This window comes from Bradyrhizobium sp. AUGA SZCCT0176 (genome assembly GCF_018130145.1).
Taxonomy (GTDB): domain Bacteria; phylum Pseudomonadota; class Alphaproteobacteria; order Rhizobiales; family Xanthobacteraceae; genus Bradyrhizobium.
The window spans coordinates 400,528-415,386 of record NZ_JAFCMB010000002.1 but is presented as its reverse complement, the minus strand read 5'-3'; the positions used below and the strand labels follow the sequence as shown (position 1 = coordinate 415,386).

16 protein-coding genes are annotated in these 14,859 nt (G+C 61.8%); 11 read left to right on the top strand and 5 right to left on the bottom strand.

Annotated features, from left to right (window positions below; translation table 11 throughout):
- Positions 1-27: 27 nt before the first annotated feature.
- Together JQ600_RS07030 and JQ600_RS07025 are read right to left on the bottom strand one after the other, a co-directional pair.
- Positions 28-552, bottom strand: a complete 525-nt coding sequence (locus JQ600_RS07030) for a prepilin peptidase (RefSeq protein WP_192737153.1) — start codon at positions 550-552, stop codon at positions 28-30.
- Positions 553-772: 220 nt separating this feature from the next.
- Positions 773-937 (bottom strand): Flp family type IVb pilin, encoded by a 165-nt coding sequence (locus JQ600_RS07025; RefSeq protein ID WP_192737154.1) that lies wholly within the window; start codon positions 935-937, stop codon positions 773-775.
- 308 nt (positions 938-1,245) lie between these two features.
- Between JQ600_RS07025 and JQ600_RS07020 the strand changes: the two genes are divergently transcribed.
- From JQ600_RS07020 to JQ600_RS07000, 5 genes are all read left to right on the top strand, one after another.
- Positions 1,246-2,073, top strand: a complete 828-nt coding sequence (locus JQ600_RS07020; protein ID WP_212390152.1) for a sterol desaturase family protein — start codon at positions 1,246-1,248, stop codon at positions 2,071-2,073.
- A 206-nt stretch (positions 2,074-2,279) separates the two neighbouring features.
- Positions 2,280-3,107: a sterol desaturase family protein gene (locus JQ600_RS07015; RefSeq protein WP_212390153.1), complete on the top strand. Its 828-nt coding sequence runs from the start codon at positions 2,280-2,282 to the stop codon at positions 3,105-3,107.
- Between the two features lie 156 nt (positions 3,108-3,263).
- A complete protein-coding gene (gene cpaB / locus JQ600_RS07010; RefSeq protein WP_212390154.1) occupies positions 3,264-4,079 on the top strand; it encodes a Flp pilus assembly protein CpaB in 816 nt (271 codons plus the stop codon).
- 115 nt (positions 4,080-4,194) lie between these two features.
- Positions 4,195-4,728, top strand: coding sequence for a TadE/TadG family type IV pilus assembly protein (locus tag JQ600_RS07005; RefSeq protein WP_212390155.1), 534 nt, complete (start codon positions 4,195-4,197; stop codon positions 4,726-4,728).
- A 19-nt stretch (positions 4,729-4,747) separates the two neighbouring features.
- On the top strand, positions 4,748-5,332 hold the full coding sequence (locus JQ600_RS07000; RefSeq protein WP_249135728.1) for a TadE/TadG family type IV pilus assembly protein: 585 nt from the start codon (positions 4,748-4,750) through the stop codon (positions 5,330-5,332).
- A 118-nt stretch (positions 5,333-5,450) separates the two neighbouring features.
- On the opposite strand, the gene JQ600_RS06995 is transcribed toward JQ600_RS07000, so the two are convergent.
- The 3 genes from JQ600_RS06995 to JQ600_RS06985 all read right to left on the bottom strand — a co-directional run bounded on the left by JQ600_RS06995 (position 5,451) and on the right by JQ600_RS06985 (position 7,681).
- Entirely contained in the window at positions 5,451-5,663 is a 213-nt protein-coding gene (locus JQ600_RS06995; RefSeq protein ID WP_002714433.1) for a cold-shock protein, read from the bottom strand.
- Between the two features lie 267 nt (positions 5,664-5,930).
- Positions 5,931-6,215 (bottom strand): translation initiation factor IF-1, encoded by a 285-nt coding sequence (infA, locus tag JQ600_RS06990; RefSeq protein WP_025588295.1) that lies wholly within the window; start codon positions 6,213-6,215, stop codon positions 5,931-5,933.
- A 23-nt stretch (positions 6,216-6,238) separates the two neighbouring features.
- Positions 6,239-7,681: a DEAD/DEAH box helicase gene (locus tag JQ600_RS06985; protein WP_212267063.1), complete on the bottom strand. Its 1,443-nt coding sequence runs from the start codon at positions 7,679-7,681 to the stop codon at positions 6,239-6,241.
- A gap of 573 nt (positions 7,682-8,254) precedes the next feature.
- Here JQ600_RS06985 and urtA point away from each other — a divergent pair.
- The 6 genes from urtA to JQ600_RS06955 all read left to right on the top strand — a co-directional run bounded on the left by urtA (position 8,255) and on the right by JQ600_RS06955 (position 14,855).
- Positions 8,255-9,574, top strand: a complete 1,320-nt coding sequence (gene urtA, locus JQ600_RS06980) for an urea ABC transporter substrate-binding protein (RefSeq protein WP_212489758.1) — start codon at positions 8,255-8,257, stop codon at positions 9,572-9,574.
- Between the two features lie 162 nt (positions 9,575-9,736).
- A complete protein-coding gene (urtB, locus tag JQ600_RS06975) occupies positions 9,737-11,350 on the top strand; it encodes an urea ABC transporter permease subunit UrtB (RefSeq protein ID WP_212390158.1) in 1,614 nt (537 codons plus the stop codon).
- Positions 11,347-12,510 carry an urea ABC transporter permease subunit UrtC gene (gene urtC / locus JQ600_RS06970; protein ID WP_212267069.1) on the top strand — a complete coding sequence of 388 codons (1,164 nt, stop codon included), beginning with the start codon at positions 11,347-11,349 and terminating at the stop codon, positions 12,508-12,510. The genes urtB and urtC overlap by 4 nt, the downstream gene beginning before the upstream one ends.
- Positions 12,511-12,514: 4 nt before the next feature.
- The gene (gene urtD, locus JQ600_RS06965; RefSeq protein WP_192737164.1) at positions 12,515-13,276 is read left to right on the top strand and encodes an urea ABC transporter ATP-binding protein UrtD; all 762 of its coding nucleotides are present in this window, start codon (positions 12,515-12,517) and stop codon (positions 13,274-13,276) included.
- 3 nt (positions 13,277-13,279) lie between these two features.
- On the top strand, positions 13,280-13,975 hold the full coding sequence (gene urtE / locus JQ600_RS06960) for an urea ABC transporter ATP-binding subunit UrtE (protein WP_192737165.1): 696 nt from the start codon (positions 13,280-13,282) through the stop codon (positions 13,973-13,975).
- Positions 13,976-14,018: 43 nt separating this feature from the next.
- A complete protein-coding gene (locus JQ600_RS06955) occupies positions 14,019-14,855 on the top strand; it encodes an urease accessory protein UreD (protein ID WP_212390159.1) in 837 nt (278 codons plus the stop codon).
- Positions 14,856-14,859 lie beyond the last annotated feature (4 nt).

Here is a 14,859-nt window from a genome sequence, read left to right as displayed (position 1 = left end):
CTTAACGGTGCGTTACCGTTCGAAGGATCAACGCATTGCGAGGTGCGTGACGTCGATCGACTTGATCCACTCGGTCTCCGGATAGACCATCAACGCGCCGATCGCGAGCGCGATGCCGTAGGGGATTCCGGTCTGTTTGTCGTGGAGGCGGAGCAGCCAGGCCTGGCCCGTGAGCGGCCGGGGGAGCGGCCATTGCCTGGCATAGAGCAGCAGCAGCGTCAGGGCGCCGCCGAGCAGCGACGCATAGAGCAGATAGTTGAGCAGGTGATCGAAGCCGAACCAGAGCGCTACCCCAGCCGCGACCTTGGCATCGCCGCCGCCGACCCAGCCCATCGCGAAACAGCCAAAGGCCACGACGAGGACAGTGGCGCCGGCGCCGAGATGCATCAGGAAATCGTGCAGGCCCATTCCGCCCAGCGGCGCCAGAACCAGAAAGCCGGCCACCAGGGCCAGCGATATCCGGTTCGAAATCGTCATGGTGAAAAGGTCGCTCGCGGCCGCGAATGCCATCAGGGCCGGAAACAGCATGAGGCGGGCAATATCGAGGATCATGGATTCACACAGCCCGTGCTGCCAACGCGAAGGCCGGGAAGACCTGAAAGAAGACGTTCCAGCATCCGGCGAACCTATCGGCGAGAAGTGAACAATCGGAAAACGGCCCGCATGAGACGGCCCCCGCAAAAACCCCGAGTCTCGGAAACGACCCTTAAGCCGCGCAAACGACAAAGGCCCCGGGTGACCCGGGGCCTTTGAAGCAGATTGCGACGATCGCTTATTTCAGCGAGGTCGAGATCGTGCCGAAGTTGGTCGACAGCTTGCCGCCGACGCCCTGAACGGCGGTGATGATCGCGATCGCAATACCGGCGGCAATCAGGCCGTATTCGATGGCAGTCGCGCCGGACTCATCCTTGACGAAACGCGAAACGAGATTCTTCATAATAGATAACTCCTGTGTACACGTGGCTGGTCGAACTATCATTTGGTCTCGCCGGCGTTCTCAGCACCGTGACCATGACGTCACCCTAAAAGCCGACCATTGCGGCGCAGTTAATTCGGTTGCGTAAAACCGCGGGGAACTCGCTGTTCTCACTCAGAGTAAACGCGGAATTAAGCCAGTTGATAAAATGCGCGTATTATTGCGGGCCTTGCTGTCGCAGCCGCGTACGGCCTGAATCATTGCCGAATTCACCGCTCCTTAAGCGCGAGGGTGATACCCCTTGGGTCTCCCCATCAAGCGAGGCCGTCATGTCGGGTATGCCGTTGGAAGTCATCGAGATGATGGGCCAGACCATGGCGAAGGTAGTGCCGGTTACGATCGGCCTCGCCCTGGTGTTCACGGTGCTCTCGCATTTCTGGGCCTGCAATCCCGGCAAGCCGTGGTGGCGCAAGCGCGAACTCATCACCGACATCTGCTACTGGTTCTTCGTTCCCGTGTTCGCCCGTGTGTTCCGCATCGGGCTGTTGGTGCTCGGCGCCGGTGTCGTCTTCAACATTCATGATGTCGACGCGCTGGTCGCATTCTACGACAATGGCCACGGGCCGCTGGCCGCGCTTCCGCTCTGGGTGCAGGCGCTGCTGTTCCTGGTTGCCTCCGACTTCATGCTGTATTGGCTGCACCGGATGTTTCACAGCGGCGGCTTCTGGAAGTACCACGCGATCCATCATTCTTCGGAAGATCTCGAGTGGATTTCCGCGGCGCGGTTTCACCCCGTCAACCTGTTCATCGGAACGATCATGGTGGACGTCATCCTGTTGATGGCGGGCATCTCGCCCAACATCATGCTCTGGGTCGGTCCGTTCACGACCTTCCACTCGGCGTTCGTCCACGCCAATCTGAACTGGACGCTCGGCCCGTTCAAATATGTGCTGGCGACGCCGGTGTTCCACCGCTGGCATCACACCTCGCAGGAAGAGGGCGGCAATACCAATTTTGCCGGCACCTTCCCGCTCTGGGATATTCTGTTCGGAACGTTCCGGATGCCGGAAAACAAGCTGCCGGACAATTACGGCGTCGACGATCGGTCGGTGCCGGCCGAAATCGGCGGACAACTGGCCTATCCGTTTCGCCAGTAGCGCATTCGAGGAAAGCATGCCCTCGGACTTGATCCGGGAGTGAGATGCTGGCCGGAAGATCCAGCGCGGTGGCCCGGCAGATTTCTCGGAAGTTCCTCACGACGGAATTGACCGCCCAATCCGATCGCGGCACGCTGCGCGCCTGAGCCCTGCAGAAATCGAGTTCTGCGGGGGCGGCAGATCGCACAAGGTGTTAAGAAGCGGCAATGTTTCTGGGCCTGGAAATCGTCGAGATGCTTGGCCAGACGATGGCCATTGTGGTGCCGGTGACGATCGCCCTGGCGCTGGTGTTCTCGGTGCTGGCGCATTTCTGGGCCTGCAATCCCGGCCGGCCGTGGTGGCGCAAGCGCGAGCTGGTGACCGACCTCGCTTACTGGTTCCTGGTGCCGCTGTTCGCCCGCGTGTTCCGGATCGGGCTATTGGTGCTCGGCGCCGCCATGGTGTTCCAAATTCATGACGCCGACGAACTGATCGCCTTCTATGACAATGGCCATGGGCCGCTGTCGAAGCTGCCGCTGTGGCTGCAGGCGGTGCTGTTCCTGGTGCTCGCCGATTTCATGATGTACTGGCTGCACCGCATGTTCCATGGCGGCGGCTTCTGGAAATACCACGCCATCCATCATTCCTCCGAGGATGTGGACTGGATTTCGGCGGCGCGCTTTCACCCCGTCAACCTGTTGCTCGGGACCATCGGGATCGACGTCGCGCTGCTGATGGCGGGCATTTCGCCGAACGTGATGCTGTGGCTTGGCCCTTTCAACATTTTCCATTCGGCGTTCGTTCACGCCAATCTGAACTGGACGCTCGGCCCGTTCAGATACGTGCTTGCCACCCCGGTATTCCATCGCTGGCATCACACCGCGCAGGAAGAGGGCGGCAAGACCAATTTCGCGGGCACCTTTCCGCTCTGGGACATCCTGTTCGGAACCTTCCGGATGCCCGAAGGCCGTTTGCCGGACAATTACGGTGTCGACGATCAGTCGACCTTCCCGCGCGAGATCGCAGGGCAACTGGCCTATCCATTCCGGAAATAGGCTCGGAACGCGAAGCGTCGGGCGTCAGTCCGGTTCCCGACAGCGGGGTTTGTTAACGCGACTTCGATGCGCTCCCTTAACCTTGCTTTGACCTATATCCGGCTAGACTCGCTTCAGCGCCGGAAGCGTCGCTGCGTCATGTATGAGTAAAAGCGTATGAACACCGCCCGAATTATTGTTCTGGCCATCGCAATCAGTGCTGGCGGTGTTGCCGCATACCTTGCGAGCGGTATCGACAAAGAAGCCCCCGCACCGGTCGCAGCAGTACCACAACTGCCGACGGTGGACGTGCTCGTAGCCAAAGATGACATCGGCCTTGGCCAGACTGTCGCCGCCGAAAACCTGCAGTGGCAGACCTGGACCGAATCGTCTTCAAGCGGCAGCTTCATTCGCAAGAAGGACCGGCCCGAGGCCATCACCCAAATCGTTGGCTCCATCGCCCGCATGCCGTTCATCGCGGGAGAACCGATTCGCGAGCAGAAGCTGGTCAAGGCGAACGGTTCAGGGTTCATGGCGGCGATCCTGCCGACGGGAATGCGGGCCGTCTCGACTGAAATCTCGGCCGAAACCGGGGCAGGCGGCTTTATTCTGCCGAACGACCGCGTCGACGTAATTCTGTCGAAGCGCGAGAAGCAGCAGAGTGTCGATGGCGGGGGGCAGCCGCCCGATATCATCTCCTCCCAGACCGTTCTGACCAATGTCCGGGTTCTCGCCATCGACCAGGCCCCCAAGGAAAAAGACGGGCAGAACGCGGTGCTGGGAAAGACGGCGACGCTGGAAATGACGCCTGATGAAGTCGAGATTCTTGGAAAAGCGCGCCTGAGCGGGAGTTTATCACTGGCGTTGCGCAGCATCACGGACAGCAAAACGGCGGCCGTTGCTCCAACCGGCAACAGCAAACTGGTCACGGTTTACCGCGGAAGCACCAGCGCCGACGTGCTGAGTTGCACGCCGCTTTGCGCCCGGCGGTAGAGAGTTAACGGCGGCTTAACGGCGCGGGTCGTTCTGCTTCTATCCGCCGAAACACTTCGACAATCTGTTTCGGCTACTTATGACGGCAGTTCCGCTCGCGCCTGAGGTCGCTTCGATGCCGTCGCATATCCGCTCCTTCAGCCAGTTGCTGCGCCGTTTTCGCCGCAATCGCGGTGGCTCGGTCGTCGTCGAGTTCGCGTTTGTCGCGCCGATATTCTTTGCGCTGCTGTTTGCGATCATCGAGACGGCGTTGATGTTCTTTGCCAGCCAGGTGCTCGAGACGGTGACGCAGGATTCGGCGCGCATGATCATGACCGGTCAGGCGCAGAACCAGCAGCTCACTCCGGCAGAGTTCAAGACGGTCGTCTGCGGCAAGGTCGCCGCGCTGTTCGAATGCAACAAAATTGAAGTCGACGTACAGAGCTATACGCAGTTCAGCGACGTCGACGTCGGTAACCCGATCACCAAGAAGGCATTCACCAATCCGAACAATTACAAACCCGGCGGCCCCGGCGACATCGTCGTGGTGCGGCTGTTCTATCGATGGCCGATCCTGGTCACCAAGTTCGGTTATGACATTTCGAATCTCTCCGACGGCACGCGGCTGTTGACCGCAACTGCTGCGTTCCAGAACGAACCTTTCAATTAAGGGCAGGGCGATGAGTCTGATGACCAGAGTTTGGCTTCGCATGCGGCGTTCGGCGCGCGCTCTGCCCAGTGACACAAGGGGTATCGCGGCGGTCGAATTCGCCATGGTCGTGCCGGTGATGCTGGTGTTGTTTTTCGGTACGGTCGAGTACTCGACGGCCGTCGCGGTCGACCGCAAGGTGACGTTGATGGCGCGAACGCTGTCCGATCTGACGTCGCAGAACGTCTCGGTGACGACTGGTCAATTGAGTAACATATTCAATGCCAGCACCGGCATCATGACGCCGTATCCGTCCTCGGAGGTGAATGCCAGGATCGTGGAGCTCTACATCGACAAGGATCTTGTCGTGCGTCAGATCTGGACCGCTACGTCGGGATCAACGCCGCCGGCGGGTACCGTGACTGTACCTGCCGCACTCAAGGTCGCCGGCTCGTATCTGATCTATAGCGAGGTCACGTACCAGCATAAACCGATCATCGGCTATCTGATGCCGAAGGCCGGGAAAAATTTGAGCGACGTCACCTATACCCGTCCGCGCCAGTCACTGTGCGTTTTCAATCCGCCGCCTGCGGTTGGCGCCACTGGTAGCTGTCCCACTACTTAGGTCGCGCGGCGCAAGGGTAGCGCCTCTGCGACGCATAAAAAAAGGCCGCGCCATGGGCGCGGCCTTTCGTTATTTCGAAGCAATTTTCAAGGGCGCGCCGGGCGTCCTGAAAAATCACTCATCCAGCGGCGCGCAGATTGTCGGCCGAAGATTTGCCAGAGCGACGATCGGCCACGATTTCGTAGCTGATCTTCTGGCCTTCACGCAGCGTGCCAAGACCGGCACGTTCGACAGCGCTGATGTGCACGAACACGTCATTGCCGCCGTCATCCGGCTGGATGAAGCCATAGCCCTTGGTTGCGTTAAACCACTTCACGGTTCCCATGCTCACGGGGGTAGTCCCTTCTCAGATATACTAGTCGTAGCCCACCTCTCGATGGGCTGGTGAGATCGAATTTTTGGAAGGGTCGTCAGCGTCTAAACCGGCTGTACCGGTGGATAGCTAATGTCGTCCGGCCGAAAATCGATGCTCAATATTATTCGATCAAGGGGTCCAAAACAATCCTGAGGTGCACGATTTTTTGAACAGGGCATGCCCGGTCCATCGCGCACCGACATCAGCTGTCGGGCACGATGGCAATCGGTCGTGGGAAGCCCGTTACCGGCGGCGGAACTGGCCGCCACGCGGCGGTGCACCACGCGGGGCACCGGTCGAGGGACGCTCATCCTTGTGACGGAAAATCAGCCGGCCCTTCTCCAGATCATAGGGCGACATTTCGATCGTGACCCGATCGCCTGCCAGCGTTTTGATCCGGTTCTTCTTCATTTTACCGGCGGTGTAGGCAACAATTTCGTGTCCTGCGTCGAGCTGCACGCGGTAGCGCGCGTCGGGGAGGATTTCGGTCACCAGTCCTTCGAACTGGATCAGCTCTTCTTTAGCCATATTTGTCTCCAGATCGATCGAGGCTAGCGCTGCGGCCGATGGGTACGGTTGGGTTGGGTATTCGGGCGGCTCTCGCGATGCAAGAAGGCGACGCCTTGAATGCCTTCGCTGTTGCCACCCTGCGCCGGACGCGGCGACTCATGCCGGGTCGGCTGCGACGCGGCATTATTACCACCTCCGCGGCGGGGACGGCGAGGGCCTTTTGAGCCCGGCGATTGCTCATGGGAACGGCCGCCATGGCTATGGCCGTTGGCGGCGTGGCCACGCGGTGCGGAGCGTGCGCCCCGGTTCTGGGACGGCTTCTGGGACGGCGCAGGCGCGGTATCGCGCGTGCCGGGCGTGCGGCGGTCTTCGCGGGGCAGCGCCACGCGGATCAGCCGCTCGATGTCGCGCAGATAACCCATTTCCTCGGCGCCTGCGATCAGCGAGATCGCAACGCCTTCGGCGCCGGCGCGCGCGGTGCGGCCGATGCGGTGGACATAGGTTTCCGGCACGTTGGGCAGGTCGAAATTGAACACATGGCTGATGCCGTCGACGTCGATGCCGCGGGCGGCAATGTCGGTGGCGACCAGGGTGCGGATCTCGCCGGAGCGGAACGCTGCCAGCGCTCGCTCGCGGTTGTTCTGCGACTTGTTGCCGTGGATGGCGTCGGCCCGGATGCCGACCTTGGCGAGGCCCTTTACCACCTTGTCGGCGCCATGCTTGGTGCGGGTGAAGATCAGCGCGCGGTCGACCGGCTCCTGCTTCAGGAGCTGGGCCAGGATCCCCGCTTTGGCGGCGAAATCGACCTGGATGATGCGCTGGGTGATGCGTTCCACGGTGGAGGCCACCGGCGTCACCGCCACGCGGGCGGGATCGCGCAGCATCGCTTCGGCGAGCTCGGCGATGTCCTTGGGCATGGTGGCCGAGAAGAACAGCGTCTGCCGCTTGATCGGCAGTTTGCCGACGATTTTGCGGATGTCGTTGATGAAGCCCATGTCGAGCATGCGGTCGGCTTCGTCGAGCACCAGGAACTCGACCTGGCCCAGCTTGAGGCCGTTGCTCTGCACGAGATCGAGCAGGCGGCCGGGGGTCGCGACCAGGACTTCGACGCCCTGCATGAGGGAGCGGACCTGACGGCCCATCGGCACGCCGCCGATCGCCAGCGTCGAGGTCAGGCGGATGTGGCGGCCATAGGCGTTGAAGCTGTCGAGGATCTGTCCCGACAATTCGCGGGTCGGCGAGAGCACCAGCACGCGGCAGCTCTTGGGCTGCACCCGGACGCGGTTCTCCAGAATGCGGTGCAGGATCGGCAGCGCAAAGGCCGCGGTCTTGCCGGTGCCGGTCTGGGCGATGCCGACGACGTCACGGCCGGTCATTGCGAGGGGGACGGTCTGGGCCTGGATGGGTGTGGGGGTGAGGTAATTTTCTTCCTTGAGGGCACGCGAAATGGGATCGGCAAGGCCGAAATCCTGAAAGGAGGTCAAAAGAGGGTTCTTTCCATTAAAAAGGCAGACGCCCGGCCGATACAGCCAGGAGCGCGCGAGGGGGTGTCTGAGACACCCGCGTGTTTGGGGCGTCGGTTTTGCTAGGCTGAAGGGGCAAGCCAGAAACCGTTGAACGGGATCAGAACACGCGGCTCGCAAGGACCTGATGATTCTCTAGGTCACGGGGCTCATATGGAACATGAACGCGGCGCTTTCAAGGTAAATCGCCGGATATGCTTGGCGCGGTTAAGAAACAGCCGGAAATTCGCTCGTCCCACCGGGCCAGGCGCACACTCGTTGGCCCCTGCATCGCCAAATTTTCGTGCCGTAAAATTAGACAAATGGCCTATTTTGCCTAAAATATAGACTGTTTGCCGCAAAAGAATACATTTACTGGGTCCAAAAAATAGGCAGATTTCTTGCCGTTTTCTCCGCAAGCGGAAGATTCTACTGCAGTTCTATAGACTTACCCTGTGCTCAGACCGTGGCATGGTTCTTGCGATTCCGTTAACGCAGGCGGCCGTTGGGGCCGTTTCGCAGCGTTTCACGCCTGCGTCAGGGAGATGACATTTCATGCTTGCACAACTTACCCACGATATAGCGACGCTGAGCCGCCGCCGCTGGCTGGCGGCGACCGCTGGTCTGGTTTTGGGCTTCGCTGCGTTCACCAATGCCAAAGCGGCCGACGACACCATTAAGGTCGGCGTGCTGCATTCGCTTTCCGGCACCATGGCCATCAGCGAAACCACGCTGAAGGATACCGTCCTCTTTCTGATCGACGAGCAGAACAAGAAGGGCGGCATACTCGGCAAGAAGCTCGAGGCCGTCGTGGTCGATCCGGCGTCGAACTGGCCGCTGTTTGCGGAAAAGGCCCGCGAGCTGATCACCAAGAACAAGGTCTCCGTCGTATTCGGCTGCTGGACCTCGGTGTCGCGCAAATCCGTGCTCCCGGTGTTCAAGGAACTGAACTCGATCCTGTTCTACCCCGTGCAATACGAGGGTGAAGAGAGCGAGCGCAACGTGTTCTACACCGGTGCGGCGCCGAACCAGCAGGCGATCCCCGCGGTCGACTACCTGATGAAGGACGAGAAGGTGAAGCGCTGGGTGCTGGCCGGCACCGACTACGTCTATCCGCGCACCACCAACAAGATCCTCGAAGCCTACTTGAAGTCGAAGGGCGTCAAGCAGGAAGACATCATGATCAACTACACGCCGTTCGGTCACAGTGACTGGCAGACGATCGTGGCCGACATCAAGAAGTTCGGCTCGGCCGGCAAGAAGACCGCCGTCGTCTCCACCATCAACGGCGACGCCAACGTTCCCTTCTACAAGGAGCTCGGCAACCAGGGCATCAAGGCGACCGACATTCCGGTTGTCGCGTTCTCGGTCGGTGAAGAAGAGCTCGCCGGCATCGACACCAAGCCGCTGCTCGGCCATCTGGCCGCCTGGAACTACTTCCAGTCGATCAAGGATCCGGCCAACGAGAAGTTCATCAAGGCCTGGCAGGCCTACACCAAGAACCCGAAGCGCGTGACCAACGATCCGATGGAAGCACACGTCATCGGGTTCGAAATGTGGGTCAAGGCGGTCGAGAAGGTAAAGTCGACCGACGCCGACAAGGTGATCGACGCGCTGCCCGGTATCGAAGCCAAGAACCTGACCGGCGGCACCTCGAAGATGCTTCCGAACCATCACATCACCAAGCCGGTGTTCATTGGCGAGATCAAAGCCAACGGCCAGTTCGACGTGGTGTGGAAGACCCCGGGCCTGGTGGCCGGCGATGCATGGTCGAAGGAGCTCGACGGCTCCAAGGACCTGATCGGCGACTGGGTTGGCAAGAAGTGCGGCAACTACAACACCAAGACCAACAAGTGCGGCGGTCAGGGCTCCTGATCTCGATCTGATCCGACAGGATCATGATCCCGGACTAATCCGAAGGATTATGTCCCGATCTGATCCGAAGGATCATGGTCTGACTGCAAGAAGAAACTTCCAAGAGAAGACCGGAAGGCGGCGATGTCGCCGCCTTCCTTTTACTTCCGCCGGGGTCGTACAGTGCCTGCCAATGTCTTTGACCGCCTTCGCGCGCTTGTTCTTTCCGTCTTCCTGATTGCTGCCTTCGCTGTGCCGGCGCTGGCGGGTCCGTTCGAGGACGCGGTCGCCAAATTCGCCAATGACGAATTCTCCGACACCGACGAGGCGATTGGCCTGATCGCTTCATCAGGCAACGCGCTGGCCTTTCCGATCATCAGTGCCCTCCAGGATGGCCGGCTGTCGGCCGATCCGGAATCCAAGAAAGTTTTCGTCACGCAGGCCGACGGCAAGATCATCGATGCCGCGACCGGGGCTGCGGTGGCCAGCCTGCCTGCCGGCGCGTCCGCCGTTCGCCTCAACAACCGCCTGCGCCGCACCGTGGAGGCCGCCCTTGGCAGCCTGACCCTGCTGTCCCCTGATCCCGCCAAGCGGATCGCGGCGGCGCAACAGGTGTTCAAGAGCCATGACGAGGCTGCGCTTCCGGTCATCGACGGCGCGCTGGCGAAAGAGACCAACAAGGCTGCGAAATCGGCTTTTGCCGAGGCCCGCGCCGCCATCCTGCTCTACAAGTCGGATGCGTCAGACGCCGAGAAGCTGGAGTCCATCGCCATCATCAAGGCGCGCGGCGATCAGGAAGCCCTGGCGCTGTTGACGGGCCTTGGCAGCGACGCGCCGCCGCTGGTGGCGCAGGCTGCTAGCAGCGCCATCTCCGCGATCCAGAGCAATCTTGCGCTGTGGTCGATGGTGCAGAACGCCTGGTACGGCCTGTCGCTGGGCTCGGTGCTGCTGCTCGCCGCGATCGGGCTTGCGATCACCTTCGGCGTGATGGGCGTCATCAACATGGCCCATGGCGAAATGGTGATGATCGGCGCCTACACCACCTTCGTGGTGCAGGAGGTCATCCGCACCCGCTATCCCGGATTGTTCGATTATTCGCTGCTGATGGCGGTCCCGCTGGCCTTCCTTGTTGCCGGCGCACTCGGCGTGGTGATCGAGCGCAGCATCATCCGCTTCCTCTACGGCCGCCCGCTGGAAACCCTGCTCGCGACCTGGGGCCTCTCGCTGGTGCTGCAACAGGCGGTGCGAACCGCGTTCGGCCCCACCAACCGCGAAGTCGGCAATCCCAGCTGGATGAGCGGCGCGTTCGAACTCGGCCAGATCACCATCACCTATAACCGGCTCTGGATCCTCTGCTTCACGCTGGCGGTGTTCGCGATCCTGCTCGCGATGCTGCGCTACACGGCGCTCGGGCTCGAGATGCGCGCGGTGACGCAGAACCGCCGGATGGCGGCGTCGATGGGCATCGCCACCTCGCGCGTCGACGCGCTTACCTTCGGCCTCGGCTCCGGCATCGCGGGGATCGCCGGCGTGGCGCTGTCGCAGATCGACAATGTCAGCCCCAATCTCGGCCAGAGCTACATCATCGACAGCTTCATGGTGGTGGTGTTCGGCGGCGTCGGTAATCTCTGGGGCACGCTGGTCGGCGCCTTCACGCTCGGCATCGCCAACAAGTTCCTGGAGCCGGTGGCGGGCGCCGTGCTCGGCAAGATCGCGATTCTGGTGCTGATCATCCTGTTCATCCAGAAGCGGCCGCGCGGCCTGTTCGCGCTCAAGGGACGGGCGATCGAAGCATGACGCCGCATGTCCTCACCCGCTCGCTGGATCGCAGCGCAACCGTCTTCCTGTTGATCGTCGCCGGTCTCGGCGTGCTGATCCCGCTGTCGAACCTGCTGCTGCCATCAGGTTCGATGTTCCAGGTGCCGACCTATCTGGTGGCGCTGTTCGGCAAATATGTCTGCTATGCCATTCTGGCGCTCTCGATCGATCTGATCTGGGGCTATTGCGGCATTCTCTCGCTCGGCCATGGCGCGTTCTTCGCGCTCGGCGGTTACGCGATGGGCATGTACCTGATGCGACAGATCGGCAGCCGCGGCGTTTACGGCAATCCGGTCCTGCCCGACTTCATGGTGTTCCTGAACTATCCGTCGCTGCCCTGGTACTGGTACGGCTTCGACATGTTCTGGTTCGCGGCGCTGATGGTCTTGGTCGTGCCGGGCCTGCTCGCCTTCTGCTTCGGCTGGCTGGCGTTCCGCTCCCGCGTCACCGGCGTTTATCTGTCGATCATCACGCAGGCGATGACCTACGCGCTGCTGCTGGCGTTCTTCCGCAACGATTTCGGTTTTGGGGGCAATAACGGCCTGACCGACTTCAAGGACATTCTGGGCTTCAACGTCCAGGCCGACGGCACCCGCGCCGCCTTGTTCATTCTGAGCTGCCTGGCGCTGATCATTGCCTTCCTGATCTGCCGCGCGGTGGTGACGTCGAAACTCGGCAAGGTGCTGATCGCGATCCGCGACGCCGAGTCGCGCACGCGATTTCTGGGCTACCGCGTCGAATCCTACAAGCTGTTCGTGTTCACGCTGTCGGCCTGCATGGCCGGCGTCGCCGGTGCGCTCTATGTGCCGCAGGTCGGCATCATCAATCCCGGCGAGTTCGCGCCGGGCAATTCGATCGAGGCGGTGATCTGGGTGGCGGTCGGCGGCCGCGGCACGCTGATCGGGGCTGCGCTCGGCGCCATCGTGGTCAATTACGCCAAGACCGTGTTCACCTCGGGTCCCCTGGCGCCGTATTGGCTGTTCATGCTGGGCGCGCTGTTCATCCTGGTGACGCTGCTGCTGCCGAAGGGCATCATCGGCACCTTCAACGCCTGGTATGAGCCGTGGAGCGCGAAACGGCTGATGGCCGAAAGTGCGGCGCGCGAAGACGGCGTCAACGAACCGAACCCGGCGGAGTGAGCGCATGAACGTCATCGGTACAAGGACGACGTCCGCGCTGCTCTATCTCGACGGCGTGCACGTCTCGTTCGACGGCTTCCACGCCATCAACAATCTGTCGCTGACTCTGGAGCCGGGCGAGATGCGCGCCATCATCGGCCCCAACGGCGCCGGCAAGACCACGATGATGGACATCATCACCGGCAAGACCAAGCCGGACGAGGGGGTGGTGCTGTTCGACGGCGTCACCGACCTGACGCGCCTCGATGAAACCCGCATTGCCGAACTCGGCATCGGCCGCAAATTCCAGAAGCCGACGGTGTTCGAGAGCCAGACCATCGAGGACAATCTGCTGCTGGCGCTCAATGTCGATCACAGCGTCAAGGGCACGCTGTTCTGGCGCGGCAGCAAGCCCGACGCCGAGCGCATCGAGCGCGTACTGGAAACCATCCGCTTGAAGGATTCGCGGACCAAGCTCGCCGGAAGCCTGTCGCACGGCCAGAAACAATGGCTCGAGATCGGCATGCTTCTGGCGCAGGATCCGAAACTGCTGCTGGTCGACGAGCCCGTTGCCGGAATGACCGACGTCGAGACCCATCAGACCGCCGAGCTGCTCAAGGAAATCAACAAGGACAAGACCATCATGGTGGTCGAGCACGACATGACCTTCGTGCGCGAACTCGGCGTCAAGGTGACCTGCCTCCACGAAGGCACCGTGCTGGCCGAAGGATCGATCGACCAGGTTTCAACCAATGACCGCGTGGTCGAAGTGTATCTGGGGCGGTGATCCATGCTGAACGTCGATAATATCAGCCTCTATTACGGCGCAGCACAGGCGCTGCGCGGCGTTTCGATCAAGGCCGAGCCCGGCAAGGTGACCTGCGTGCTCGGCCGCAACGGCGTCGGCAAAACCTCGCTGCTGCGCGCCATGGTCGGCCAATACCCGATTGCCTCGGGTTCGATCACGCTCAACGGCGACGATATCACCGGCCTCAAGCCGTATGAGCGAGCGCGAAAAGGCATCGGCTTCGTGCCGCAGGGCCGCGAGATTTTTCCGCTGCTGACGGTGGAGGAAAATCTCAAGACCGGCTTTGGCCCGCTGAAGCGTGACGACCGCAATATTCCCGACGACGTGTTCTCGCTGTTTCCGGTGCTGAATTCGATGCTCGGCCGGCGCGGCGGCGACCTCTCCGGCGGCCAGCAGCAGCAGCTCGCGATCGGCCGGGCGCTGGTGATGCGGCCGAAACTGCTGCTGCTCGACGAGCCGACCGAGGGGATCCAACCCTCGATCATCAAGGATATCGGCCGCGCCATCTCCTATCTGCGCAGCCTCGGCACGATGGCGATCGTGCTGGTCGAACAATATCTCGACTTTGCCTGCGAGCTCGGCGACAATTTCGCCGTCATGGACCGGGGCGCGGTGAAATATGCGTGCGACCGGAGTGCGATGGATCCCGCCGAGATCAGCCGCCAGATGGCGCTGTAACTTTAAAGCGGATTGAGGCGCGGCGGCCGGTTTTGGGGAACGGATGCGGACCGAAACGACGGGCGCAGCTTCATCGACTTTCGCTGACAACCGGGCCCGGGGCGCGGTGAAGTTCGACGTGCGGCTGCAGGATGGAGTCACCCGCCGCGGCGTCTTGCATGAATCCGGCTCGCTCCGCGTCAGGTTTCCCTCACCCGAGGACGACGGCCTGTCCGGCGTGTTCGTCAACACGGCCGGCGGCATCGCCGGCGGCGACCGTTTCGACATCGACATTGTGGCCGGTGAGGGCGCGCGGCTGACTCTGACGACGGCGGCGGCCGAGAAGGTCTATCGCGCTCCCGGGCCGGCAGCAGCGCTCGACATTGCGCTCAAGGCCGAGGCGGGCGCGCACCTTTCCTGGCTGCCGCAGGAGACCATCCTGTTCGACCGCGCGCGGATCTCACGGCGCATCGATATCGACCTGGCTGATGACGCCTCACTTTTGCTGTGCGAGATCGTGGTGTTCGGCCGCGCGGCGATGGGCGAGCGGATGCTGCACGGCGAATTCATCGATCGCTGGCGGCTGCGCCGTGGTGGCCGGCTGGTGTTTGCCGAAACCATCCGGCTCGACGGCGATATCGGCGCAAAGCTCGCGCAACCTGCCATCGCCAAAGGCGGCGTCGCCATCGGCACCGCGCTGATCGTGCCCGGCGACGAAGCCGTGGTGGAGCGGATCCGCGAAGCATCAGACGCGTTCGGCGGCGAGGTCGGAATCTCCGCATGGAATGGATTTGCAATGGCGCGCTTCTGTGCCCAAGATGCAGCGCGGCTCCGCGCCGACATGATGACCGTGCTCGGCCGCGCCTCCGGCGTGCCGCTGCCAAGACTCTGGCTCAACTAACGTC